General features: G+C 70.1%; 24 protein-coding genes. 9 read left to right on the top strand and 15 right to left on the bottom strand.

Translation table 11 applies throughout. From position 1 onward, the window contains the following. Nucleotides 1-89 precede the first annotated feature (89 nt). Entirely contained in the window at nucleotides 90-1,508 is a 1,419-nt protein-coding gene (gene pyk / locus OHS59_RS14815) for a pyruvate kinase (RefSeq protein ID WP_328493867.1), read from the top strand. 105 nt (nucleotides 1,509-1,613) lie between these two features. Here the strand turns inward: pyk and OHS59_RS14820 are convergent, their stop codons facing one another. The 4 genes from OHS59_RS14820 to OHS59_RS14835 form a co-directional block, all read right to left on the bottom strand. Further along, nucleotides 1,614-2,924, bottom strand: coding sequence for a hypothetical protein (locus OHS59_RS14820; protein ID WP_328493868.1), 1,311 nt, complete (start codon nucleotides 2,922-2,924; stop codon nucleotides 1,614-1,616). After that, on the bottom strand, nucleotides 2,914-3,465 hold the full coding sequence (locus OHS59_RS14825) for a DUF6114 domain-containing protein (protein ID WP_328493869.1): 552 nt from the start codon (nucleotides 3,463-3,465) through the stop codon (nucleotides 2,914-2,916). Before OHS59_RS14825 ends, OHS59_RS14820 begins: the two co-directional genes overlap by 11 nt. A gap of 107 nt (nucleotides 3,466-3,572) precedes the next feature. Next, a complete protein-coding gene (locus tag OHS59_RS14830) occupies nucleotides 3,573-4,205 on the bottom strand; it encodes a DUF6230 family protein (RefSeq protein WP_328493870.1) in 633 nt (210 codons plus the stop codon). 620 nt (nucleotides 4,206-4,825) lie between these two features. After that, nucleotides 4,826-5,815 carry a tetratricopeptide repeat protein gene (locus OHS59_RS14835; RefSeq protein ID WP_328493871.1) on the bottom strand — a complete coding sequence of 330 codons (990 nt, stop codon included), beginning with the start codon at nucleotides 5,813-5,815 and terminating at the stop codon, nucleotides 4,826-4,828. Between the two features lie 227 nt (nucleotides 5,816-6,042). Here OHS59_RS14835 and OHS59_RS14840 point away from each other — a divergent pair, with 227 nt between their 5' ends. Then, entirely contained in the window at nucleotides 6,043-6,678 is a 636-nt protein-coding gene (locus tag OHS59_RS14840; protein WP_328493872.1) for a TetR/AcrR family transcriptional regulator, read from the top strand. A gap of 181 nt (nucleotides 6,679-6,859) precedes the next feature. On the opposite strand, the gene OHS59_RS14845 is transcribed toward OHS59_RS14840, so the two are convergent. The 3 genes from OHS59_RS14845 to OHS59_RS14855 all read right to left on the bottom strand — a co-directional run bounded on the left by OHS59_RS14845 (nucleotide 6,860) and on the right by OHS59_RS14855 (nucleotide 9,178). Then, entirely contained in the window at nucleotides 6,860-7,198 is a 339-nt protein-coding gene (locus tag OHS59_RS14845) for a DUF3817 domain-containing protein (protein WP_189773405.1), read from the bottom strand. A 65-nt stretch (nucleotides 7,199-7,263) separates the two neighbouring features. Next, nucleotides 7,264-7,773: a MarR family winged helix-turn-helix transcriptional regulator gene (locus tag OHS59_RS14850; RefSeq protein ID WP_328493873.1), complete on the bottom strand. Its 510-nt coding sequence runs from the start codon at nucleotides 7,771-7,773 to the stop codon at nucleotides 7,264-7,266. A gap of 82 nt (nucleotides 7,774-7,855) precedes the next feature. Continuing rightward, nucleotides 7,856-9,178, bottom strand: a complete 1,323-nt coding sequence (locus OHS59_RS14855) for an MFS transporter (protein WP_328493874.1) — start codon at nucleotides 9,176-9,178, stop codon at nucleotides 7,856-7,858. 95 nt (nucleotides 9,179-9,273) lie between these two features. Here OHS59_RS14855 and OHS59_RS14860 point away from each other — a divergent pair, with 95 nt between their 5' ends. Beyond that, nucleotides 9,274-10,257: an ArsR/SmtB family transcription factor gene (locus OHS59_RS14860; RefSeq protein WP_328493875.1), complete on the top strand. Its 984-nt coding sequence runs from the start codon at nucleotides 9,274-9,276 to the stop codon at nucleotides 10,255-10,257. Between the two features lie 131 nt (nucleotides 10,258-10,388). Then, nucleotides 10,389-11,426, top strand: coding sequence for a glycoside hydrolase family 6 protein (locus OHS59_RS14865; protein WP_328493876.1), 1,038 nt, complete (start codon nucleotides 10,389-10,391; stop codon nucleotides 11,424-11,426). 34 nt (nucleotides 11,427-11,460) lie between these two features. On the opposite strand, the gene OHS59_RS14870 is transcribed toward OHS59_RS14865, so the two are convergent. The 4 genes from OHS59_RS14870 to OHS59_RS14885 form a co-directional block, all read right to left on the bottom strand. Next, nucleotides 11,461-13,458: a kelch motif-containing protein gene (locus OHS59_RS14870; RefSeq protein WP_328493877.1), complete on the bottom strand. Its 1,998-nt coding sequence runs from the start codon at nucleotides 13,456-13,458 to the stop codon at nucleotides 11,461-11,463. 3 nt (nucleotides 13,459-13,461) lie between these two features. After that, nucleotides 13,462-15,279, bottom strand: coding sequence for a glycosyltransferase family 2 protein (locus tag OHS59_RS14875; protein ID WP_328493878.1), 1,818 nt, complete (start codon nucleotides 15,277-15,279; stop codon nucleotides 13,462-13,464). A 331-nt stretch (nucleotides 15,280-15,610) separates the two neighbouring features. Continuing rightward, a complete protein-coding gene (locus tag OHS59_RS14880; protein WP_328493879.1) occupies nucleotides 15,611-15,904 on the bottom strand; it encodes an MTH1187 family thiamine-binding protein in 294 nt (97 codons plus the stop codon). Beyond that, complete coding sequence (locus tag OHS59_RS14885) at nucleotides 15,901-16,245, bottom strand: DUF3817 domain-containing protein (RefSeq protein ID WP_328493880.1); 345 nt, start codon at nucleotides 16,243-16,245, stop codon at nucleotides 15,901-15,903. Before OHS59_RS14885 ends, OHS59_RS14880 begins: the two co-directional genes overlap by 4 nt. 265 nt (nucleotides 16,246-16,510) lie before the next feature. Here OHS59_RS14885 and OHS59_RS14890 point away from each other — a divergent pair, with 265 nt between their 5' ends. From OHS59_RS14890 to OHS59_RS14905, 4 genes are all read left to right on the top strand, one after another. After that, nucleotides 16,511-17,143, top strand: a complete 633-nt coding sequence (locus OHS59_RS14890; RefSeq protein ID WP_328499211.1) for an AIM24 family protein — start codon at nucleotides 16,511-16,513, stop codon at nucleotides 17,141-17,143. A gap of 1 nt (nucleotide 17,144) precedes the next feature. Next, nucleotides 17,145-17,795: an AIM24 family protein gene (locus OHS59_RS14895; protein WP_328493881.1), complete on the top strand. Its 651-nt coding sequence runs from the start codon at nucleotides 17,145-17,147 to the stop codon at nucleotides 17,793-17,795. Next, nucleotides 17,792-18,589, top strand: coding sequence for an AIM24 family protein (locus OHS59_RS14900; RefSeq protein WP_328493882.1), 798 nt, complete (start codon nucleotides 17,792-17,794; stop codon nucleotides 18,587-18,589). Before OHS59_RS14895 ends, OHS59_RS14900 begins: the two co-directional genes overlap by 4 nt. A 92-nt stretch (nucleotides 18,590-18,681) precedes the next feature. After that, complete coding sequence (locus tag OHS59_RS14905) at nucleotides 18,682-19,158, top strand: MarR family winged helix-turn-helix transcriptional regulator (protein ID WP_328493883.1); 477 nt, start codon at nucleotides 18,682-18,684, stop codon at nucleotides 19,156-19,158. Nucleotides 19,159-19,276: 118 nt separating this feature from the next. Here OHS59_RS14905 and OHS59_RS14910 read toward each other — a convergent pair whose 3' ends face one another. Beyond that, on the bottom strand, nucleotides 19,277-20,701 hold the full coding sequence (locus OHS59_RS14910; RefSeq protein ID WP_328493884.1) for a HAMP domain-containing sensor histidine kinase: 1,425 nt from the start codon (nucleotides 20,699-20,701) through the stop codon (nucleotides 19,277-19,279). Next, nucleotides 20,698-21,366 carry a response regulator transcription factor gene (locus OHS59_RS14915; protein ID WP_328493885.1) on the bottom strand — a complete coding sequence of 223 codons (669 nt, stop codon included), beginning with the start codon at nucleotides 21,364-21,366 and terminating at the stop codon, nucleotides 20,698-20,700. Before OHS59_RS14915 ends, OHS59_RS14910 begins: the two co-directional genes overlap by 4 nt. Nucleotides 21,367-21,540: 174 nt before the next feature. On the opposite strand from OHS59_RS14915, the gene OHS59_RS14920 reads away from it, so the two are divergent. Then, nucleotides 21,541-22,269, top strand: coding sequence for a PepSY domain-containing protein (locus tag OHS59_RS14920; protein WP_328493886.1), 729 nt, complete (start codon nucleotides 21,541-21,543; stop codon nucleotides 22,267-22,269). Nucleotides 22,270-22,425: 156 nt separating this feature from the next. Here OHS59_RS14920 and meaB read toward each other — a convergent pair whose 3' ends face one another. Together meaB and OHS59_RS14930 are read right to left on the bottom strand one after the other, a co-directional pair. After that, entirely contained in the window at nucleotides 22,426-23,382 is a 957-nt protein-coding gene (gene meaB / locus OHS59_RS14925; protein ID WP_328493887.1) for a methylmalonyl Co-A mutase-associated GTPase MeaB, read from the bottom strand. A 51-nt stretch (nucleotides 23,383-23,433) separates the two neighbouring features. After that, complete coding sequence (locus OHS59_RS14930) at nucleotides 23,434-24,636, bottom strand: acetyl-CoA C-acetyltransferase (RefSeq protein ID WP_328493888.1); 1,203 nt, start codon at nucleotides 24,634-24,636, stop codon at nucleotides 23,434-23,436. Between the last annotated feature and the right edge of the window lie 43 nt (nucleotides 24,637-24,679).

A 24,679-nucleotide genomic window follows, 5' to 3' on the forward strand; every position in this document is an offset into this window, starting at 1 on the left:
CAGGGCCACGCCTGAGCGCACACCCGCCCATTTGTATCTTCCGCCAGACGGAATATTCCGAAGCGAAACAAACCGATAGGATCGCCCCCATGCGCCGTTCCAAAATCGTCTGCACACTGGGCCCCGCCGTCGACTCCCACGAACAGCTCGTCTCGCTGATCGAGGCCGGCATGAACGTGGCCCGTTTCAACTTCAGCCACGGCTCCCACTCCGAGCACCAGGGCCGCTACGAGCGGGTCCGGGCCGCCGCCAGGGAGACGGGCCGCGCCATCGGCGTCCTCGCCGACCTGCAGGGCCCGAAGATCCGGCTCGAAACCTTCGCCGAGGGTCCCGTGGAGCTGGAGCGCGGTGACGAGTTCACCATCACGACCGAGGACGTCCCGGGCGACAAGTCGATCTGCGGCACCACCTACAAGGGTCTGCCGGGCGACGTCTCCAAGGGCGACCAGGTACTGATCAACGACGGCAACGTCGAGCTGCGGGTCGTCGAGGTCGACGGCCCGAACGTCAAGACGATCGTCATCGAGGGCGGCGTCATCTCGGACCACAAGGGCATCAACCTGCCCGGTACGGCCGTGAACGTGCCGGCCCTGTCCGAGAAGGACGTCGACGACCTGCGCTTCGCCCTGCAGATGGGCTGCGACCTGGTCGCGCTGTCCTTCGTGCGCGACGCCCACGACGTGAACGACGTCCACAAGATCATGGACGAGGAGGGCCGCCGGGTCCCCGTCATCGCCAAGGTGGAGAAGCCCCAGGCGGTGGAGAACATGGAGGCCGTCGTGGCGGCCTTCGACGGCGTCATGGTGGCCCGTGGCGACCTCGCCGTCGAGTACCCCCTGGAGCGGGTCCCGATGGTGCAGAAGCGCCTCGTGGAGCTGTGCCGGCGCAATGCCAAGCCGGTGATCGTCGCGACCCAGATGATGGAGTCGATGATCACCAACTCCCGCCCGACGCGCGCCGAGGCGTCCGACGTGGCCAACGCGATCCTGGACGGGGCCGACGCGGTCATGCTGTCCGCCGAGTCGAGCGTCGGCGCGTACCCGATCGAGACCGTCAAGACGATGTCGAAGATCGTCGTCGCGGCCGAGGAGGAGCTGCTCTCCAAGGGGCTGCAGCCGCTCGTGCCCGGCAAGAAGCCGCGTACGCAGGGTGGTTCCGTCGCCCGTGCCGCGTGCGAGATCGCGGACTTCCTGGGCGGCAAGGGCCTGGTGGCCTTCACCAAGTCCGGTGACACCGCCCGCCGGCTGTCCCGCTACCGCGCGGCCCAGCCGATCCAGGCGTTCACCACGGACGAGGGCACCCGCAACCAGCTCTCGCTGAGCTGGGGCGTCGAGTCGCACGTCGTGCCGTTCGTGCACAGCACCGACGAGATGGTCGAGCTGGTCGACAGCGAGCTGCGCAAGCTCAACCGCTTCAGCGACGGCGACATCGTCGTGATGACCGCCGGTTCGCCTCCCGGCGTCACCGGCACCACGAACATGGTCCGCGTACACCACCTGGGCGGCTGACCCGCTCCCGTACGCCGCTGAGGGCGCCCCCTGGTTCACAGGGGGCGCCCTCAGTGCGTGCTGCCGTGCTGCCGTGCTGCCGATCCGACTGTCGCGTACCGGGCTCTAGCCGAGCGGCGTGTTGTACTGCTTCATCCCGGGGATGGTCAGGTCGCCGCCGAACTGGGCGGCCTGGACGACCTTCACCTTTGTGAAGTAGATCAGCGGAATGTTCAGCGGCGGCGGGTTCTCCGGGTCGAACGTGATCGGGATCAGACCGAGCAGGTTCCCGGAGATGCTCTCCGTGTACATGACCGTCTTGCCGTTCTTGATGGTGGACGTCGTACCGCTGCCCGCCTGGACGTGGTACCGGACCCCGGCGTCCTTGTCGTCGACCGTCTGGTGCAGGTCGCCGATGTCGGTGCCGTTGGAGATGACGTACTTCAGGACCTTCTTGACCGAGCCGTTGGCCGTCTTCACCTTGACGATGCCCTGGTAGTCGGCGCCCTTGAGGGTCAGGGAGCTGGCCTCCAGCATCCAGGGGTCGTCGGCCAGGGCGGGGATGCCCTGTTCGACACCGCTCTCGTCGTCAGTGGCCGCAGGACAGTCGTCGGGGTCCGTGGTGGAGCTCGCGGACGGGCTGGGCGTCGGGGAGGCGGTGGCCTCGTCGGCCGCGTCCTCCGCCTTCTCCGTGGCGTCCTTCGCAGCCTCGGACGCCGTGCCGGCCACGTCCTTGACCGTGTCCTCGGCCTTGTCCGCGGTGTCCTTGACGGTGTCCTTCGCGTCGTCGGCCGGGTCCGAGGCGCTCTTCGTGGCCGAAGGGCTGGGCGTGGCGGACGGCTCCGCGGTGGGGGTCGCGGTCTCCTTCCCGCCGGGCGTGAGGATGTCCTCAAGCGCGTCGCCGATCTCGTCCAGGACGTTGCCGCTGCTCTGCGAGGGGGTGGGCGCCGGTGTGGACGCCCCGCCCCCCGACCCGGCCGGCTTGCTCGTCGAGGCGGACGGCTCGGGCTCGGGCTTGTCCTCGGAACCTGAATCCGAGGAAGAGCCGTTGCCCGTCGAGCCGTCGCCCGCGGAGTCGTCGTCCGAGGGTTCGTCCTCGCCGGTGGCGGGAGCGCTGGTCGAGGCGGAGGGCGACGGGGTCGCCGACGCGTCCTTCTCCTCGTCGTCCTTGGCACTGTCGTCCAGTGCCTCGACGCAGTCCTTGTACTCGTCGATCGTGAGGTTCTTCGCCGACGGCTTGTCGTCGGCCTGGGCGAGGGTCGGTGTGAACCCCATGCCCATGAGGATCGCGGTCGGCATCGACGCTATGGCTATCGCCTTGCCCGCGGGCACGTGCAGCCTGGTGAACAGCGGTTTCCTGGGGGCTGCGTGCCGCGGCCCGGTTCTCTCACGGGTCTCGCCCGCGGAGTCCGCGTATTGGACCTCGTCAGCCGGCACTGTGCCTCCCGTTCGCCCCGTCGGTGGGGCTCGTTCCTGACAGATCGTTCGGCCCGCTCGCCCCGTCGGCCGGTACGGCCTGCGGAGCGCCTCCCTTGTCCGTACGGTCCGTCCCGGTCCGCTGCCCCGCCGTCTCCTCGCCGGGCACCCAGGCGACCGCCATCCCGCCGCCCACCAGGGCCAGCAGGAAGCCGATCAGGAAGCCACCGAGGTTCGACACGGGGATGGAGACCAGCCCGAGCAGGATCGCCGCGACACCGGCGAAGACCCGCACGTGCTTCTGGTACCAGAGGCTGATTCCGAGAACGCCCAGGAGCACTCCGATGATGAGCGAACCGGCACCCGCGGTCGTCGCCATGGCCAGCGTGAGATGCCCGATCTGAATGTTCGCGTACGGGAAGTACGCGATCGGGAAACCCGCGAGCAGGATGAACAGGCCGGCCCAGAACGGGCGGCCACCACGCCAGGCACGGAACCGCAGCCGCCAGTAGGTGATTTGACCGCGCGCGGCAGGATTCCCTGCAGGAGTCTCGGCGCTCATGGAAAACAGCTCCCTGGAACGGCGTTGCTGTGAGAGGTTCACGTACTACGAAGTAGGGGGACGGGCGGGCGAGGCAGCACAAGCTCCCTCACCCGCCCAGGGAGTGCTTAGTAGCACTCCTTGACACCCTTGGACAGCGACATCTTCAGGCCGCTGAGCTTGAAGGTGCCGGCCGTGGTCGCCCACGCCGTCTGCTTCACGTCGGTCAGCACGGCCTTGTCGGCCTGCTGCGCGAAGCCGTAGGGGTTCGCCTGGTCACCCTTGGCGATTCCCGGACCCTTGCTGGCGTCCTTGGCAGCAACACCGATGTCGATGTTGGTGAAGGTCGCGTTCGCCGAGAGGTCCTCGACGTCGATGTAGAGGTTCTCGGCCTCTACCGGCTTGCTGCCGCCGCCCGCCTTCAGCGTCAGGCTGACGGACCCGAGCAGCGGGATGTCCGGGGTGACCACGGACTGGCACATGTTCGTGATCGAGGCGGACTTGAACGCCGACACCGCGACCGGGTGCGCCGTCTTGTCGCCCTTGAGCGTGTACCCCTGGTCGATGGCTCCGTACTGCGAGAAGCCGGTACCGACCAACTGGTCCGCCGTCACCTTGAACGACTGACCCGACACGCTGAACGACGCGGCGAGAGCGCCTTGTGCAAGGGCGATGCCTATGCACGCCGTCGCGGCCACGCTGGGCACCATGACGACGGCGAACCGCTTCCATCTGGTCCCGCCACGCACCTGGGACTCCATATTTCCTCCTTCTCGGACGTACATCTCCGGCCCTGGCCGCCGCCAGACGGCGGCTCAGCCGGGCAGGGATGGGAGAAGTGCTACGTCCTCGGGAAGGAGAGCGCCCGAACCCGGAGGCGCGCAACGCACCCGAATCACCGGCGATCACCCCCGAGCGACAACCACTGGTCGCGCCTGAACACTTCACGCACAACCTGCCGGACAGGCTCCGCCGAGCGGCGAAGACCCCCCTGTCCAAGGGCCGGCGCCACTGCCGCCGTCCCTACTCGGTGGGGACCCAAGAAAACCCGCTGACCCGAGTGGTTGTCGGGGGAGGGTAATGGACCGAGCGTCGCCGATCGTGGTGCATTCTCGCCGCCCGCACAAGGGGGTTCGTTACTGGCTAGTAACGGCCGGATAACCGAACAACGACCCGTCGGTATCGACCGACAACTGAGGGTGGCCCCGAGGGAGGTGACAAAGTGATCGAAGATTGGACGGAATCCGACAGATCACCGCCTCGGACTTACTCCCAGTAACAGCGACCGCGTTTACCAAGTTTTGGTAAAACGCGGTCGCAATGTAGCTGTGTCGGCAAATCTTTCACCCGGGCATCACGGGTCCCGGCGTTTAGCGACTGGTCAGAACAGGGCGCGGGCCAGCGCCCTGCGCGCGGCCGTCACGCGCGGATCGTCGGCACCGATCACCTCGAAGAGCTCCAGCAGCCGTACGCGCGCCGCCTCGCGGTCGTCGCCCGCCGTACGCGCCACCGTGTCGACGAGCCGCCCGAGCGCGTCCTCCACATGACCGCCCACCAGGTCCAGGTCGGCCGCCGCGATCTGCGCCGGCACGTCGCCGGGCCGGTCAGCGGCCTCCTTGCGCACCCGCTGGGGGTCCGCGCCCTGCACCCGCTGGAGCAACTCGGCCTGGGCGAGGCCCAGCTTGGCCTCGGTGTTCCCCGGGTCGTCGCTCAGCACGTTCCTGTACGCCTGGACCGCGCCGCCCAGGTCGCCCGCGTCCAGCGCCTGCACGGCGGCTTCGAGCAGCGCGTCGTAGGGACCGACCGGAATCTCGGGGGCCGTCGCGGCCTCGTCCGGCCCCGCACCCGCCCCGTCCTGGTCCACGGTCAGACCCGTGAGCCCGAACCGCTCCTCGGCGACCTGCACCAGCTGATCCAGGGTGCCCCGGATCTGCGCCTCGGGAGCGGCGCCCTGGAAGAGCGGCAGTGCCTGGCCGGCCACCACCGCGAAGACGGCCGGGATCCCCTGGATCCCGAACTGCTGCATCAGCATCTGATTCGCGTCGACGTCGATCTTGGCGAGAACGAACCGGCCGTTGTACTCGACGGTGAGCCGCTCCAGGAGCGGGCTGAGCTGCTTGCACGGCTCGCACCACTCGGCCCAGAAGTCGATGACGACCGGGACCTCGGTGGAGCGCTGCAGGACGTCCCGCTCAAAACCCGCCTCGTCGACGTCGATGACGAGACTCGACGCGGACACGGCGGGAACGGCCCCGCCCCCCTGTCGTACCGCTTCGGCGCGCGCCTGCTCCGCCTTCGCCTTGGCCTCCTGGGCCGCTTTCACCGCGGCGAGGTCGACGACTCCGCTCATGGACATGTTCCGTGGCTGCATGCGTCTATCCTCCCCCCTCCGCGCGCCTGTGTGAAAAGCGCTGTGAAAGCCAGTCCTGATACGTGTTTCTGACGCCGGGTCCCCACCTGGCGTCGCGTGGTCGTCGCGCTTTCGCTACGGCCCGTAGCGTAACTGTGCCGGGACGGCCGGGGGAAGCCCGTCCCGGTGATCTCCCTCACCCGTCCACACGATCCCCCTCAGCGGAACGTCCGGATATGGTCGCCGACATGCAGAGTCGCACTTCCGCACCCCGTACGGGCCGTACGGGACGTCCGCGCAGCGTCGAGGCCGACGAGGCGATCCTGGCGGCGACGCGTGCGGCTCTCGTGGAACTCGGCTGGTCCAAGCTGACGCTGGGGAACGTGGCCACGCGCGCGGGGGTCGCGAAGACGACGCTCTACCGCCGCTGGGCGGGCAAGAACGAACTCGTGGTCGACGCGGTGGCGGCCCTCTTCGACGAACTGGAACTGCCCGACCGGGGCACTCTCGCGGCGGACATCGAAGGGGTGGTGCTCCAGTTCGCGGCGATCCTGGCCCGCCCGGAGGCGAAGAGCGGACTGCTGGCCGTGCTCGCCGAGTCGACCCGCGACGACGCGCTGCGGGAACGTATCCGCACGTCGGTCGTCGACCGTCAGAAGCGGCTGGTGCTGGAGGGGCGGGCTCGCGCGCAGGTCCGCGGCGAGCTCCCGCCGGAGTCGGACCCCTCTTCCGCGGCCCGCACGGTGGATCTCATCTTCGACATGGTGGCGGGGGCGGTGGTGCATCGGACGCTGATCAGCGCGGAGCCGGTGGACGAGCCCTGGGTCCAGTCCTTCACCCGAGTCCTGCTCCTGGGCCTGGCAGGCGCGGCGACCCACCCCTGAACCGGTCCGGAACCCACCCCTGGGGCTGCGCCCCAGACCCCTGTCGCGCATGCGCGCTCGTCCTCAGACGCCGGACGGGCTGAAAGACGTCTTTCAGCCCGTCCGGCGTCTGAGGACCGGGGGTCCGGGGGCGGAGCCCTCGAGTACGGGACGGGTAGGGGCGGCGGGGGCGAGGAAAGCCCTAGGCCTTCGCGACCGCGCCCGGATCCTCCGTGACCTTGGACTCCAGTTCGCGGCTGACCTTGCGCTCCACGAAGAAGGCCGCGGTCGGGACGGTGCCCGCGAGCAGCACCCACAGCAACTTCGGCACCGGCCACTTCGCCTTGGACCCCAGGTCGAAGGCGAAGACCAGATAGACGACGTACAGCCACCCGTGCGCGACGCTGACGACACGCGTGAAGTCCGCGGCACCGTCCAGGTCGAGCACGTACTTGCCGATCATCCCGAGGACCAGCAGGACCAGCAGGACACCGGTGACGTAAGCCATGACGCGGTAGCGGGTCAGCACGCTCTTTTTCATGGCTACGAGCGTAACCACCGGATTCGCACGATCTTCGGGCGCCCCCGGCCCGGCCGCCCCGCGGGTCACTCCTCGTCGAAGTCGTGCGCGGCCACCCTCAGCGGCCGCAGCATCGCGAAGATCTCCTGGCACTCCTCGGCGTCGTACACACCGAGGCCGAAGTCCATCGCCATCAGGTCGCGGGTGGCCGCGTCACAGGCCTCGCGCCCCTTGTCGGTGATGGAGGCGAGGGTGCCGCGTCCGTCGTTGGGGTTGGGCCGTTTGTCGACGAGCCCGGACCGTACGAGCCGGTCCACGGTGTTCGTCACGGACGTCGGATGCACCATGAGCCGCTCGCCGATCTTGGACATCGGCAGCTCGCCGGCCTTGGAGAAGGTGAGCAGCACCAGCGCCTCGTACCGGGCGAACGTCAGTCCGTACGGCTTGACCACCGCGTCGACCTCGGCGAGGAGAATCTGGTGGGCGCGCATGATCGAGGTGATCGCGCCCATGGACGGCACGGACCCCCAGCGCTGTTTCCAGAGTTCGTCGGCTCGGGCGATGGGATCGAAGGCAAGGCTGAGCGGCTTCGGCACGGCAAAGACCCTACCGGCCGGTCATATCGTGGTCAGCCCCGTCTCGCCTTTCGGTATTCGCCCGCTTCCTCACCCTTCTTCCTCACCCTGCTTCCGCACTCTTCTTCGCAGCCTTCTCCTCGGCCTTCCCCTCCGCCTCCCCCGCGGTCCTGCCCGTTCGCCGTACCTCCGCCGCCAGGAGCAGGCAGCACACCGTGCCGAGCACGCCGACCCCGCCCACGACCGTGCTGACCGGCCAGAACTCGGCGGCCGCCCCGGCCAGCGCCATGCCCACGCCCTGAATGGTCATCAGCCCGGCCGTGTGCACGGTCATGGCCCGCCCGCGCAGTTCCCCGGGCACGGCGTCCACGAACCAGCGGTCGAGCCCCAGGGTGTACGCGCCCGTCGCCCCGGCGACCAGCAGCGCGAGCAGGATCCAGCCGAGGTCCGGGTGGAAGGGGTAGGCGAGGAGCGGCAGCAGTCCGCAGCCCGCGAGGGGCAGCACGATCCGGGAGCGGGTCGCGGGAGACAGGGCGGCGCCCGCGTACAGCTCTCCGGCGATCGTGCCGATGGGCATCGCGCACATCAGCAGCCCGACCCAGGCCGTGCCGACCCCGATCTCGTCCGCGTACGCGGCGGCGAGGGCCTCCGGCGCGACGACGAACATCGGCGGCACCCAGAGCAGGAGCAGCAGCGCCCGGATCCGGCGGTCGCCGAGGACCTGCCGGGTGCCGGCGAGCGAGTACCGCATCAGCGGTCCGCCGCCGGTCCGCGCGGGCCTGCGCCGGGTGCCCAGGCGCAGGAGCAGCGCCGAGGCGAGGAAGGTGCCGAAGGTGATGACCAGCGCCCCGCGCGGCGGCACGAAGGCCAGCAGGACACCGCCCAGGCCGAAACCGACGAGCACGGCGCTCTGCGACACGATCCGCAGCAGGGAGCGGCCGAGCACGAACAGGTCGCCGTCCCCGAGGATCTCGGTCAGTGTGGCCATCCGGGTGCCGCTGAACACCGGCGAGACGGCCGCGATGGCGCACCGCAGCGCGAGCAGCGCGGCGACGGGGGTGGCGGGCAGGGCCATCAGCGCCGCGCATCCGGCGCACACGAGGTCGCACACGACGAGCACCCGGCGGGCCGGGAACCGGTCGGCCACTCCGGACAGCAGCGTCCCGCCCACGAGGTACGGCAGGAAGCCCAGCGCGAAGGCCAGCGCGCTGAGCAGCGGCGATCCCGTCAGCTCGTACACGAGGACGGTCAGGGCGATCTCGCTGACGACGACGCCCAGCAGCGACAGGGCGTGCGCGGCGAAGACGACCCGGAACTCCCCGACGGCGAAGGCCCTGCGGTACCCGCTCCCCCGCGCGTCGACCGAGGGTTTGCCGACGGAGTGCGGCTCCGGTGCCGTCGTCGCGGTCTGTGTTTCTTCTGGCATGGGCAGCAGCGTCGCGCGGCCGTGCCGGACGCCCTAGAGTTTCGGCAGGGGCCGAATCTTCGCGGTCGAAGTTCGCCGAGGCACCGGGAGGCGTGATGCCGTACCACCTCCACTTCGGGGAGGACGACCTTCTCAACTGCCGTTTCGCGCTGTCGCCCCTGTGGGAGACCCACGAGGCGGTACGCACCTTGCGGCGCCCGGAACGGCAGGGCTATCACCCGGCGTGGCTGCGCCGCATCCGCTCGGCGGCGGACACGCTGGACCTGGAGCCCCTGTGGCTGCTGATGCCGCAGCGCGGGAACAGCCCGGACTGCCTGATGCCGCCGCCGATCGGGCCCGCGGCCACGTTCGAGGAGGAGATCGCCGCCGTGCGCGCCACGGATCCCGAGGTCGCGCGGGCCGAGCTCGCGCTGTCCCTCGCGGACACCCCGGGCGCCGCCGAGTCCCCGGCCGGCCGGTCGCTGCTCGCCGACCCCGCCCGCGCCGTGCGGGAGCTGGCGGACACGATGGAGGCGGCCTGGCACACCCTCGTGGAACCCTCCTGGCCGAGGCTCCGGGCCCTTCTGGAGGCCGACATCGCCTTCCACTCCCGTCGCCTGGCCGAGGTGGGTCTCGCCGGACTGCTGCCCGAACTGGACCGGCGGGTCGCCTGGGACGCGGGCAGGCTCACGGTCAACTCGCGGGGAGAGCACGTACGCGAACTGGGCGGCCGGGGACTGGTCCTGATGCCCAGTGTCTTCACCTGGCCGGACGTGGTGAGCGGCTTCGACCCGCCCTGGCAGCCGGCGCTGGTCTATCCCGCGCGCGGCATCGGGGGCCTGTGGGCCGAGCCGTCCGGCCGTACGCCCGAAGCCCTGGTGCGGCTGCTCGGCCGGGGGCGGGCCACCGTGCTGGCCGCCCTGGAGGAACCGACCGCCACCACGGCCCTCGCGCACCGCCTCGGCCTCGCGCCCTCGTCCGTCTCCGCGCACCTGTCGACGCTGCGCGACGCGGGCCTGCTCGTCTCGCACCGCTACGGACACCAGGTGCTGTACGAGAGGACGCCGCTCGGCATCGCCCTGGCCTCGGGCGGGGCCTGACAGCTCGGCAGGCAACGCCGACAGGAACGGGGACGAGCGGGTCGCGGTGTCGCACCGTTGCCCGATAGATCCCTTATGTCACGATGGCCGGAAAACCGTCACTGACGGTCACCTTCGCCCAAGGGGGCAGGATGTTCCGGCCGACCCGTACCCGTGTCCGTACCCGTACCTTCGCGGCGCTCGCCGCGTTCGCCGCGCTGGGACTCGCGACGGGCTGCTCGTCCCCGTCCGGGGCCGACCCGGCCGCCCTCGCCCGGCAGACCGGGGCGCAGCCGAAACCCGCCGCGGGCTCCCCGTTCTGGATCGACCCGCAGAGCCCCGCCGCCCGGCAGGCCCGGGCGTGGGAGCGGCAGGGCCGGGGGCACGACGCCCGGCTGCTCAAGCGCATCGCGGACCGGCCCGCGGCGCTGTGGCCGGCCGGCGACCGCCCCGAACCGAGGATCAGGGAGGCGACCGGGGCGGCGGCCGGGGAAGGGCGTACACCCGTGTTCGTCGCGTACGACATCCCGCACCGCGACTGCGGTCAGCACTCGGCGGGCGGGGCGCGCGACGGCGACGCCTACCGGGACTGGATCGACCGGTTCGCGCGGGCCCTGGGCGACAGTGCCGCGCTGGTCGTGCTGGAGCCCGACGCGGTCGCGCACATCGTGGACGGCTGCACACCGGTCGAGTACCACGCGCAGCGCGAGCGGTTGCTCTCCGAGGCGATCGTGCGGCTGAAGCGGCAGCCGAACACGAAGGTGTACCTGGACGCGGGCAACCCGGACTGGATCCGCGAGCCGGACAAGCTCGTGGAACCCCTCGGGCGGGCCGGGGTCGCGAACGCCGACGGATTCGCCCTGAACGTCTCCAACTTCCAGACGGACGCGATCACCAAGCAGTACGGCCGCCGCCTCTCGGCAGCCCTCGGCGGCAAGCACTTCGTCATCGACACCAGCCGCAACGGCAACGGCCCGCTGGGCGGCGACCGTTCCCAGGCCTGGTGCAACCCGCCGGGCCGGGCGCTCGGCACCCCGCCCACCACCGACACCGGCGACCCGGTCGTGGACGCGTACCTGTGGATCAAGCGGCCCGGGGAGTCGGACGGCCAGTGCCGCGGCGGCCCCGCGGCCGGCCAGTGGTGGGCGGACTACGCCCTGGGCCTGGCCCGCAACTCCAAGGGGCATTGAGCCGGCAGGCCCCCGGGGAGTCGCGGGCCGCGCGTCACTTGACCTGGACCCACTTCGCCTCGGACGGCGTCCCGTCGGCGTCCGACACGAACAGCATGTACCAGCCGGGCGGCACCAGCGTCCGGTCCTTCGGTACGTCCACGGTCACCGAGTCCTTGGACCTGGTGATCCCCAGCGCGATGGACCGCTGCTCGACGTCCGTCGTGTGCGTGACCGCGCTGGGCCGCATCAGCCGGGCGTTCACGACCTGTTCCGGATGCCGGGTCGCGAAGGTGGCGCGGCCCTCGCCGTCCACCTCCTGCGGTCCGTCGCCGAGAACGGGCCGGCTCTTGCCGTTCTTGTGCAGGGCGGGCGGGGTGAAGATCTCCATGCGCTGCTCGAAGTGACCGAGCTTGGTGTTCTGCTGGTCGTCGAAGAGCGGGTCGGAGCCGAAGGTGGCGATCCGGCCGTCGGGCAGCAGGAGCGCCTCGGAGTGGTAGTTGCGGCCGACCTTCGGCGAGGCGGCCGAGCGGAAGGAGTTGGACTTCGGGTCGTAGAACTGCGCCTTGTGGATGTTGCTGGCGCCGCGCCCGCGGTAGTCCTTCGCGCCGTTGGACGTGAACACCGAGTCGTCCGGCATGATCACGCTGTTCAGATAGCGGGTGCCCTGCGGCAGGTCGGGGCCGTCCTCGAAGGCGGGGTTCGCCTTCTTGAGGTCGACGACGGCCGTGCGCGAGGTCGACTTCTTGGACTCGCCGACCCCTCCGCCGCCGAGGATCATCACCTTCTGGTCCTGGGCGGGCGGCAGCAGGAGCGAGGTCGAGGTCTCCGTCTCGTCCGGGTCGCTCAGACCGGGCACCTTCTGGAACTTGTTGGTCTTCAGGTCCCACAGACCCGCGTCGCGGCCGAGGTCGGCCGGCCCGTAACCGGCGTTCGAGGCGGGGTAGAAGAGCTTGCCGCCCTTGGTGAGGAAGAGGGCCGGATAGGTGGGGAAGTAGCGGTGGGGGCCCGGAGTCCACTTCCTGGTCCTCGGGTCGTAGATCTCGTTGTCGCCGGGGTCGATCACTCCGACGTCGTCGAGCCCGGAGACCGCGAGCACCTTCCCGTCCTGGAGCCCGACGAGCGTCGGATACCAGCGGGCCTTGTCCATCGGCTCGACGGGCACGTACTTCTCCGCCGTCGGGTCGAACTCGTAGGCGGCCTTGATCCCCTGGAAGTCCTGCTTCTCCATGGTGATCTTCTCGGAGAGGCCGTACGTGTTGTCGGCGTCCTTGCCCTTGAGGCCGAGGATCTCGTACTGGGCGCGCTTGTCCGTGACCGGCGCCGGGCCGTCCTCGGTGGCCTCGACGAAGACCCGGCTCTCGCTCGCCTTGACCTTCGTCTTCCAGGGCTGCATGACGCCTGCCCTGTTGTAGGTGATCTCCTGGGTGCGCTTGGCCTTGGGCACGGTGACGTCGAAGCGGCTGACGTACTCGACGCCGGAGGGCGAGCGGAAGCGGGTGCCCTTCTTGAGGACGATGGGCTTGTCCGGGTTCTCGTTCTTCACCCGCATGCCACCGCCGGCCCGCTCGACCTCGCCGTCGAGCAGTTCGTAGCGGGCCGTGCCGCCGGCCACGAGCATCCGGCCGCTGGGCAGTTGGGCGTGTCCGGCGCAGAAGAAGTCGGCCGGTGTGGGGATCTTCTTGAAGGTGTCGGTCCGCGGGTCCCACAGGACGGTGTCGAAGGAACCCTTGTCGAACTTCTTCTGCTCGTTGCCGGAGCCCGCGACGATCAGCACCTTGCCGGTGTGCAGGAGCGCCGCGTGGATGGCGTTGGTGCGGAACTCCTCGGGGATGGCCAGCTGCTTCCACGAGCCGTACTTCGCCTTGTAGCCGGGCTGGGCGATCTTGTACTCGTGGTACTCCTTCGAAGCGAAGCCGATGGCGGCCGGCGCGTTGAGTCCGGCGAGCAGCGCGACGCCGCCGACGCCGAGCAGCCGCTTCTGTGCCTTCTTCGACAGCGTCCTCTTCAGGGGCGCCTTCAGGGACGTCTTGTTCAGGGGCCGGTGGGCCATGGCCTAGCTACCTCCTGTCGTACTGCTGGAGACCGTTCCGGCGGGGAGCGAGCCGCTGGGGACCGCGCCGCCCGTGCTGCCCGCGAGCGCCGGGGCGGGCTCGGCGGCCTCGCCGATCCGGACGGCGGGCACCAGGCGCCGCTCGGCCCTGCGTGCCCTGGCCCGGGTGGCGGTCCACACGGCCACCGGGGCGAGGGAGATGGCCAGCGCGAGCACCGCCCAGGTGCGCATGGCCGCGTGGGTGTGGTCGAGCACGAACGACGCGACCAGTGACGAGGCCAGGACCGCCGCCCAGAAGAGATGGATACGGAAGGTCACGAACCGGTCGGGGCTGGTGTCGCCGCCCTTGGGGGTGATGACGAAGCGGCTGGGACGGCGGACCAGGGCCGCGCCCAGGGACTTGAGGTAGATCGGCGCCGAGAGGGCCGACATCGCCATGCCCGCCAGACCTCCCGAGCCCTCCGGCTCGTGCGGGGAGACGTTGTGCCGCCGGTTCCACAGGTACAGGCCGACCTGCAGGGCGGCTGCATCGCTGTAGAGCATCAGCCACATGGAGGCCGAGACCTGTGTGCCGGACGCTCCGAAGCACAGGAACAGGACGCAACTCAAGATCCCCAGCAGCCAGTTGACGGCCGTCATCGGGTAGTAGACGAGCATCAGCGTGTACGAGAAGAGCCGGCCGGCAGGCATCGTGAAGGGTGCTTTCCAGTACTGCTTGAACAGCGTCTCGTAGGTGCCGCGCGACCAGCGCATCTGCTGGGTGAAGAAGTCCGTCCAGGAGGCGGGGCCCTCACCGACGGCGAGCACGTCAGGGGTGTAGACGGACTCCCAGTGGTGACCGGTCCTCGGGTTCTTGTGCCGGTGCATCTCGAAGCCGGTGGCCATGTCCTCGGTGATGGAGTCGTACAGGCCGCCGACCTGTCTGACGGCCGCGATCCGTACGACGTTGTTGGTGCCGACGAACATGGGTGCGCGGTAGCGGTTGCCGGCGCGCTGGATCAGGGCGTGGAAGAGGAACTGCTGGGACTCGGCCGCCTTGGTGACGGGGGTGGTGTAGTTGCCGTACACCTGCGGGCCGACGACGAAGGCGACGTCCGGGTCGCGGAAGTAGCCCATCATCCGTTCCAGGAACTCCGGGAGCGGCACGTGGTCCGTGTCGACGGAGGCGAAGTAGTCGTACTCGCCGCCGTGCATCGCGATCCACGCGTTGTAGTTGCCGTGCTTGGTACGGATCTTGTGGACGCCCTTGGGCCTGTTCCACTCGGGGACGCCGTGCCGCGTGAAGTGCCGCACGCCGAGTTCCTCGCAGAGGGCCTTGGCCCGCTCGTCGTCGCCCTCGTCGAGGAGCCAGACGTCCAACGGGCCTGTGTGGGTGACCTTGACGGCCCCTTCGAGGGTGGCGCGGACCATCGAGAGCGGTTCCTTGCCGGGGACGAACGTGGTCAGGAAGGCGACCCGGGTGCCCCTGGCAGGGGTGACGGGGACCGGATCCCTGGCCACCATCGTCGCGTGGGCGATCGACACGACGTTGACGACCATGAAGAGCTCGATGAGGCCGATCGCCACGAGCATCGTGATGTCGAGCCCGACCAGCCAGCGGGCGCCGCCCTCGCGGGACACCCAGTGGGTGGGCCACACCAGGTAGACCAGCAGCAGGGCCGTGAGCACCGGGGCGAGCGTCATGAGCAGGACGGCTCTTATTCGGTGCGGCTCGCTCGACAGGAGCTTGGTGTACTGGACCCGGTAGGCCGAGCCGGACGGCTCCGTGAGCGGTCCGGCCAGCCTGCTGTGGGTGTCGTAGTCGTAGCCCTCCGGCCGCACAGCGCCCTCCAGTGATCGAACAAGCCGATACCCACACAAAAGTGGCATTTACTCGGCGTGTCGAACGGAGGGGGTCCAGGTGGGTGTGCGTGCGCCTCCGGCGGTCGGGCGGTTCGGGGCGCTCCCCGGTGCCCGGTGGGCAGGTGCGGGTCGCACGTGGCTGAGCGCGCAGTTCCCCGCGCCCCTGGAAGCGGGCGGATCGCCCCGTCAGGGGTGCGGGGAACTGCGCGGCCGACCCCCGCCGGGGTTCAGACGACACTCGACCGGCAGCACACGCCCCTCAGGGGCGCGGGGAACTGCGCAAACCCTCACGGGCCTGGGCCGACGGGCGTCATGCGGACAGGTGGCGTTCCACCGTGGTCACCTTGGACGTGAGTCCGTCCGTGACGCCGGGGCGGATGTCCGCCTTCAGGACGAGCGACACCCGAGGCGCCCGCGCCTCGACGGCGGCCACGGCCCGCCGGACGACGTCCATGACCTCGTCCCACTCCCCCTCCACGGACGTGAACATCGCGTCCGTCCGGTTCGGCAGCCCCGACTCCCGAACGACCCGCACCGCGTCGGCGACGTACTCCCCCACGTCCTCGCCGACCCCCAGCGGCGTCACGGAAAAGGCGACGATCATGCGCCCACGATCCCTTCGCTGCGCGCGCGGGACGCGATGACCGCACGCTCGGCCTCACCCTTGAGCTTGCGCTCGGCGAAGAACCCGCCGGTCGGCAGCACGGAGAGGACGAAGTAGAGGGCCGCGGTCTTCGGACCCCACTTGGCCCGGTTCCAGGCATCGGCCCAGAAGATCACGTACAGGACGAAGAGGATGCCGTGGACCATGCCCATCACCGGCACCGCGTTGAAGTCCGTGGTCCGCTTCAGCACGGAGCAGATGAGCAGCAGCAGGAACGAGACGGCCTCCGGACCGGAGACCAGACGGAGGCGGCGGAGGGCGGAGGCGGTCTTGATGTCCACGGGTCACCTTCGGTGGGAGAGACGCCGGCACCGGGTGCGGACGCCTGGGAACAGCGGCTTTGTGAATGCGAGCACAAACGTTCGCCCATTGTGGCATTGGGGCCGTGGGAGACGGCCCAGGGGTCCCGGGACAGGGCCGGGAGGAGGGCGGGACGGGGCCGGGGACGTGGCCGGAGCGAGACCCCCTAGGGGACCCGTCCGGGTCGTTCTCCACCCGTAGGACCTGTTGGGGGGACTTTCCGCCCGCTACCTTCACTTCGTGGCGATGTTCCGACTCCAAGGCAGCAAGGTGCTGGCCGTCGACATGACCGGCGACGCCGTGAAGGCGAAGAACGGCTCCATGGTCGCGTACGACGGTCAGATGGCCTTCAAGAAACTCAGCGGCGGCGGCGAGGGCGTCCGCGGCATGGTGACGCGCCGGATCACCGGTGAACAGATGACCCTCATGGAGGTGAAGGGCCAGGGGACGTGCTGGTTCGCCGACCGGGCCAGCGAGATCAACCTGGTGAACCTCCGGGGCGACAAACTCTTCGTCGAGTCGAGCAATCTCCTCGCGACCGACTCGGGGCTCCGTACGGGGACGTCCTTCACCGGCCTCAGGGGCGCCTCGCAGGGCAACGGCCTCTTCACGACGACCGTCGAGGGACACGGCCAGGCGGCGATCATGTCGGACGGCCCGGCGGTCGTGCTGCGGGTCAGCCCGCAGTACCCGCTCACCGTCGACCCGGGCGCGTACATCGCGCACCAGGGCGATCTGCGGCAGTCCTTCCAGTCGGGCGTGACGTTCCGCACGTTCATGGGTGAGGGCGGCGGCGAGGCCTTCCAGGTCCGCTTCGAGGGCGACGGAGTCGTCTACGTGCAGCCCAGTGAGCGCAACTCGATCGCGGGAGACGTGTGACATGCCCTTTCGCGAGATCAACTCGAAGGTGATCGAGGCCACGGTGGCGCCGGGCCAACGGCTGTTCAGCCAGCGCGGCGCGATGCTCGCCTACCGGGGCGAGGTCTCCTTCACCCCCAACGTGCAGGGCGGCCAGGGCGGCATCATGTCGATGATCGGCCGCCGGGCCGCCGGTGAGGCGGCGCCCCTGATGACCGTGGAGGGCTCCGGCACGGTCCTGTTCGGGCACGGCGGCCACCACGTCCAGGTGATCGGCCTGACCGGCGACACCCTGTACGTGGAGGCGGACCGGCTCCTGGCCTTCGACGGCACACTGACGCAGGGCACGATGTTCATGGGCTCGCAGGGCGGGGTCATGGGCATGGTGCGCGGCCAGGTGACGGGTCAGGGCCTGTTCACCACGACCCTCAAGGGTCACGGCAGCGTCGCCGTCATGGCGCACGGCGGGGTCATCGAGGTCCCGATCAGCCCGCAGCGCCCGGTGCACGTCGACCCGCAGGCGTACGTCGCCCATCACGGAGACGTCCGCAACAAACTGTCCAGCGCGCTCGGTCTGCGCGATCTGGTGGGCCGCGGCTCGGGCGAGGCCTTCCAGCTGGAGCTGAGCGGCAGTGGCGCGGTGTACGTGCAGGCGTCGGAGGAGAAGCTGTGACCACCCACCCGGGCACCGGCCCCGTGATCCACGACCCGGCGACACTGCCGGTCGACGACAACGTGAACGCGTACACCTTCTGTGTGGAGCTCAAGGGGAGCGAGTGGTTCCTGCAGAAGGGCAAGATGATCGCCTACTACGGCTCGATGGAGTTCAACGGCATCGGGCACGGCCGTCTCGACCGCCTCGTGCGCACGTCTTTCCATTCGCCGTTGCACGCCAGCGACTGGGTGGTGGCGTCCGGCTCGGGCAAGATGCTGCTCGCCGACCGGGCCTTCGACGTGAATTCGTTCGACCTGGAGGAGGGCAACCTGACCATTCGCTCGGGCAACCTCCTCGCTTTTCAGCCAAGTCTCGCTCTCAAGCAGTCGATCGTGCCGGGCTTTCTGACACTCATCGGAACGGGCAAGTTCGTCGCCGCCTCGAACGGCCCGGTGGTGTTCATGGAACCCCCGATCCGGGTCGACCCGCAGGCTCTGGTCGGCTGGGCCGACTGCCCCTCGCCCTGCCACCACTACGACCACGGCTACATGACGGGCCTGATGGGCGGTCTACGTGCGATGACGGGCCTCGGCGGGGCCTCCGGCGAGGAGCACCAGTTCGAGTTCGTGGGCGCCGGCACGGTGCTGCTGCAGTCCAGCGAGGCACTGATGGCGGAGCAGGCGGCGGGGGCGGTGCCGAACGAGCCGGGGGTGCCCGGTGGCGGCGGGGTGCCAGGTCACCAGGGGCAGCAAGGCGGCACACCGCGCCTTCCCGGACAGCTCGGGGACCTCCAGCGTCGCTTCGGGCTGTGAGCGGTAGTCTGCAGAGTGTGACGTCGAACGTGTGCGCGCCGTCACGCAACCCTCACTAGTTCGCCTTTCAACATTTTAGGTAGACTTCATTCATGGAGACCGAGACGGCCACCCGCTGGCTGACCGATGCGGAGCAGTGCGCATGGCGCACCCACCTGGAGGTCAACAGGCTGTTGACGTATCAGCTCGAAAGAGACCTCCAACCGTTCGGCCTGACGATGAACGACTACGAGATCCTGGTGAACCTCTCCGAGTCGGAGGGCGTGCGGATGCGGATGAGCGACCTCGCGTCCGCCACCCTCCAGTCCAAGAGCCGCCTCTCGCACCAGGTCACCCGCATGGAGAACGCGGACCTGGTCCGGCGTGAGAACTGCGAGTCCGACCGCCGCGGGCTGTACGCGGTGCTCACGGACCACGGCCTGGAGACGATGCGCAAGGTCGCGCCCCACCACGTGGGTTCCGTGCGGCGGCACTTCATCGACCTCCTCTCGCCGGAGGCACTGGAGGAACTCCACAAGTCCCTGACCCCGATCGCGGAACACCTGAGGGGCCAGCGGGGCCGCCCGTGACGCAGCGCGCCCCCGCCCCATAGGGGCGCGGGGAACGGCGCAGTCTTTCGAGGGCGCGGGGAACGGCGCGACCAGCCCCAACGGCCCGCAGACCGATCGCCGTGCTTCAGCGGGCCGCTCAGGCCACTGGCAGGCGGAGCTCGAACAGGGCTCCGCCCGCCGGCGCCTCCCGGACGATGAGCGACCCCCCGTGCCGCACGGCCACGTCCCGGGCGATGGCGAGCCCCAGCCCGGCCCCGCCGTCGTCCCGGGTACGGGCCTCGTCGAGCCGCACGAACCGCTCGAAGACCCGCTCACGCTCATCCGCGGGCACGCCCGCGCCGTCGTCGGCGACTTCGAGGAGAGCCCACTCCCCCACGCGCCGCACGCTCACGGCGACCGTCGACCGCGTGTGCCGCTGCGCGTTGTCCAGCAGATTGCCGAGCACCCGCGTCAGCTGACCACGGGACCCGCTCACTTCCACGGCCTCCGCGTCCACGGACACGTCGACCCGGTCCCCGGCCCGCTTCCCGGCCTCCGTACGGACGAGCGCGGCCAGGTCGAGGCGTGCGTCCGCCGACCGCTCCCCCGCGTCCAGCCGGGCGAGCAGCAGCAGGTCGGCGGCGAGCCGCTGCAGTCGTACGGTGTCCTCGACGGCGCCCTCGACGTCGAGCAGCTCCGGGTGCGCGGCGCCCACTTCGAGCTGGGTGCGCAGGGAGGCGATGGGGCTGCGCAGTTCGTGCGAGGCGTCGGCGACGAACGCGCGCTGGCGCTCCACCGAGGCCTCCAGGGCGGCGAGCGTCTCGTTCGTCGTCCGGGCGAGGCGGGCGACCTCGTCGTGGGTACCGGGCTCGGGGACTCGTCGCGAGAGGTCCTCGGAGGCCGTGATGGCGGCCATCTCGGCACGGATCCCCTCCACGGGCCGCAGCGCCCGCTTGGTGACGACGTACGTCACCCCGCTGACCGTCACCAGCAGCAGGGGCAGGCCGATCAGCATGGCTGTCAACGCCGTGCCGACGGCGCCCTGTTCGGCGGAGAGCGGGGCGCCCGCGTAGACGGTGAGCGGGACGCCCCCCTTCGTGACCACGTCGACCGCGGCGAACCGGTAGTCGTCCGTCTCCCCTTCGACGGTCGCGGTGCCCTCGCCGTACCAGGTCTCGTCGGCGATGTCGCCGGCTTCGAGGGCGTCCTCCTCGTCCGCCACGCCCTCGTCGGTGTCGCCGGCGTCGTCGTTGGCGACGGAGTTCAGCCGCTCCGAGGCCTTGGCGACCACGCTCATGCCCTCGACGTCCTCGCCGAAGGCGACGGCCTTGCCCTTGCGGTCCAGGACCTCGACGGGGTTCTCGTCGCCGTCCGGCAGGTCGAGATCGTTGTACGCGAACCCGTTCGACAGCGCCGAGGCGGCGTTGCGGGCCACCGAGTCGGCCTCGGTGTCCGCCTGGCTGATGAGGCTGGCCCGCAGCGCGAACAGCACGGCGGCGCCGGCCGCGACCAGGGCCACGGCGACGACGAGGGTCGCGGCGAGGGTGGCGCGGGCCCGTACCGACCGCATGCGCCGCCTCATGCCCGTACCTCCAGTCTGTACCCGGCCCCGCGTACGGTCCTGATGAGCTCCGGGCCGAGCTTGCGGCGCAGGGTGCTGATGTAGACCTCGACGATGTTCGGGTCCCCCTCGTACGCGAAATCCCAGACGTGCTCCAGGATGTCGGCCTTCGACACGACCTCCCCGGCCCGCACGGCGAGCTGCTCAAGGACGGAGAACTCCTTGGTGGTCAGGGTGATCTCGTCGTCCGCGAGGTACACCCGCCGGGAGGCGGTGTCGACCTTCAGGTTCCCGACCTCGTACACGGGTGAGGCTCCGCCCGACGGGCCGCGCCGCCGCAGCAGCGCCTTCACCCGGGCGACGAGGACGACGTACGAGAACGGCTTGGTCAGATAGTCGTCGGCACCCGTGTCGAGGCCCTCCGCCTCGTCGTACTCGCCGTCCTTGGCGGTGAGCATCAGGATCGGCACGTCGTGTCCCGCGGCGCGCAGGGCGCCGCACACGCGGTAGCCGTTCATCCCGGGCAGCATGATGTCGAGGATGACGAGGTCGTACGAGCCCTCGCCCGCCATGTGCAGCCCTTCCAGGCCGTCGTGGACCACGTCCACGGCGTACCCCTCGGCCGTCAGGCCCTTGGCGAGCGACAGGGCGAGCCGCTTTTCGTCCTCCACGATCAACAGGCGCATGCCTCCAGCTTGGCAAACCGAACCTGAAGAGACCTTCAGGAGGCTTCAGGTCTGCTTCAGCGTCGGTCGACCACCTTGGGTCCTGTCGAACAGCAGACGAGGCACACAAGCCACCTGCAACCGGCGACACCATCCGTTACTGGTTGCAGCCAGTCGCATTCAGGAGGAATCCCCATGAAGCGCAACATCGTCATCGCCACCGTCACGGCCGCTGTCCTGATCGGCGGCGGCACCGCGACCGCCATCGCGGTCTCGGGTGACGACGAGGCGCCGACGAAGAAGTCCGACGTGCGGGTGTCGAACGACGACACCGGCCGCGACGACGACGCCGATGCGAACGACACGGACGACAACGACGCGGACGACAAGGCGGAGGACAAGGCCGACGCGGCCGAGGACCGGGCCGCGAAGGACACCGGCGAGGACGCCGAGGACAAGGCCGAGAACGCCACCGACGCCAAGGCCGCGAAGGTCGACGCCGCCGACGCGATCAAGGCGGCGCTGAAGAACACGGCCGGCACGGCGGTCTCGGCCGACCTGGACGACGAGGGCACGAAGCACGTGTGGGACGTGGACATCCTCACGAACGGCGGCGCCTGGCACAGCGTGCAGGTCGACCCCGCCACCGGCAAGGTCGTCGGCTCCCACGTCGACCGGGACGACGACGGTGACGACGCCGCCGAGACCGCGCAGATCCGTGACGCGCTGAAGGGCAGCTCCGTCACCGCCGCCGAGGCCGCCGAGGCCGGCGCCGCCAAGGGCACGGTGACCTCCGTCGACCTCGACGAGGAGGGCACGGACAAGGCCTGGGAGGTCGACACCACCGCGGCGAACGGCACCGGCAGCGACTGGAGGGTCGACGCCGCCTCCGGCAAGATCACGGCGGACCGCACCAACGACTGACGTTTCCACCGCAGGTTCCACCTGCAGGTAGGGGTGCCCGGCAGCGGGTGCCCCCACCTGCATTTTCTCGTCCCCGCCGCCCCTACCCTCCCCCGGTCTCGGCTTCACTCGACCGGGGCCCCCATCGTCACCGACTTGGGGGCGCAGCCCCAGGAGTCAGCTCTCCGCCAGGGCTTCCACCAGGGAGTCCGCCGCCCGGTACGGGTCCAGGTCGCCCGCCACGATCCGCTCCGCGAGCGCGCTGAGGCGCCGGTCGCCGTGCAGGTCGGCGATCCGGGCCCGCAGCGCCGTGACGGCGATCGTCTCGACCTCCCGGGAGGCGCGGGCGACCCGCCGCGAGGCGAGCACCCCCCGCTCCTCCATCCACGCCCGGTGCTTCTCCAGTGCCTCGACCACCTCGTCGAGGCCCTCCCCGCGCGAGGCCACCGTCTTCACGACGGGCGGCCGCCAGTCCCCCGGCCGGCGGGACTCGCCGAGCCCCAGCATGTGGTTCAGCTCACGGGCCGTGGCATCCGCCCCGTCCCGGTCGGCCTTGTTGACCACGTACACGTCGCCGATCTCCAGGATTCCGGCCTTGGCCGCCTGGATGCCGTCGCCCATGCCGGGCGCGAGGAGGACCACGGACGTGTCGGCCTGCGAGGCGACCTCGACCTCGGACTGGCCGACGCCCACGGTCTCGACGAGCACGACGTCACAGCCCGCCGCGTCCAGTACCCGGATGGCCTGGGGCGCGGCCCACGCGAGCCCGCCGAGGTGCCCTCGGGTCGCCATGGAGCGGATGTAGACGCCGGGGTCCGACGCGTGGTCCGACATCCGGACGCGGTCGCCGAGCAGCGCCCCGCCGGAGAACGGCGACGACGGGTCGACGGCGAGGACGCCGACCCGTCTGCCCTGCCGCCGGTAGGCGGTGACGAGCGCGGACGTGGACGTCGACTTGCCGACGCCGGGCGCCCCCGTGAGGCCCACGACGTACGCGTTGCCCGTGAGCGGGGCCAGCGCGGCCATGACCTCACGCAGTTGCGGGGACGCCCCCTCCACCAGCGAGATCAGCCGGGCCACGGCCCGCGGCCGGCCCTCCCTGGCCCCGGCCACCAGCGAGGCGACGTCCTGCATCACAGCTCCGTTCACCCGATCACGCGTTCAAATATTCGACCGACCCCCGGGTCAGGCCTTGGGTACCCGCACGATCAGTGCGTCACCCTGCCCGCCGCCACCGCAGAGCGCCGCCGCGCCCACACCGCCGCCGCGCCGCTTCAGTTCGAGGGCGAGGTGCAGTACGAGCCGGGCGCCGGACATGCCGATCGGGTGGCCGAGGGCGATGGCGCCGCCGTTGACGTTCACCTTTTCCGTGGACACGCCGAGATCCTTCATTGACTGGACCGCGACGGCGGCGAAGGCCTCGTTGATCTCGATCAGGTCAAGATCCTCGACGCCGATGCCCTCCTTCTTCAGCGCGTGCTGGATGGCGTTCGACGGCTGCGACTGCAAAGAGTTGTCGGGTCCGGCGACGTTTCCGTGGGCGCCGATCTCCGCGATCCAGTCGAGCCCGAGCTCCTCGGCCTTGGCCTTGCTCATGACGACCACGGCTGCCGCGCCGTCGGAGATCTGCGAGGCCGAGCCCGCCGTGATCGTGCCGTCCTTGGCGAAGGCGGAACGCAGCCTGCCGAGCGACTCGGAGGTCGTCTCCGCGCGGATGCCCTCGTCCTGGCTGAAGACGACGGGGTCGCCCTTGCGCTGCGGGATCTCGACGGGCGTGATCTCCGCCTCGAAGGTGCCGTTCTTCTGCGCGGCGGCGGCCCGCTGGTGCGACAGGGCGGCGATCTCGTCCTGCTCGGGCCGCAGGATGCCGAGCCGCGTGTTGTGCTTCTCGGTCGACTCGCCCATGGCGATGTTCTCGAAGGCGTCGGTCAGCCCGTCGTGGGCCATCGCGTCGAGCATCTCGATCGCGCCGTACTTGTAGCCCTCACGGGACTTCGGCAGCAGGTGGGGGGCGTTGGTCATCGACTCCTGGCCACCCGCGACCACGATGTCGAACTCACCGGCGCGGATCAGCTGGTCGGCGAGCGCGATGGCGTCGAGGCCCGACAGACACACCTTGTTGATCGTGAGCGCCGGGACGCTCATCGGGATGCCCGCCTTGACGGCGGCCTGGCGTGCCGGGATCTGCCCTGCCCCGGCCTGGAGCACCTGGCCCATGATCACGTACTGCACCTGGTCGCCGCCGACGCCCGCACGGTCGAGGGCGGCCTTGATCGCGAATCCACCGAGGTCGGCTCCCGAAAATGACTTCAGGGAGCCGAGCAGCCGTCCCATCGGGGTGCGTGCACCCGCAACGATGACGGAGGTGGTGTTGTTCGTTCCAGACATGAGGAGCGATCCCCTTCCAGCTTGCACAGCCGAGGAGTGAACG

The sequence above is a fragment of the Streptomyces sp. NBC_00414 genome (assembly GCF_036038375.1).
Classification (GTDB): Bacteria; Actinomycetota; Actinomycetes; order Streptomycetales; family Streptomycetaceae; genus Streptomyces.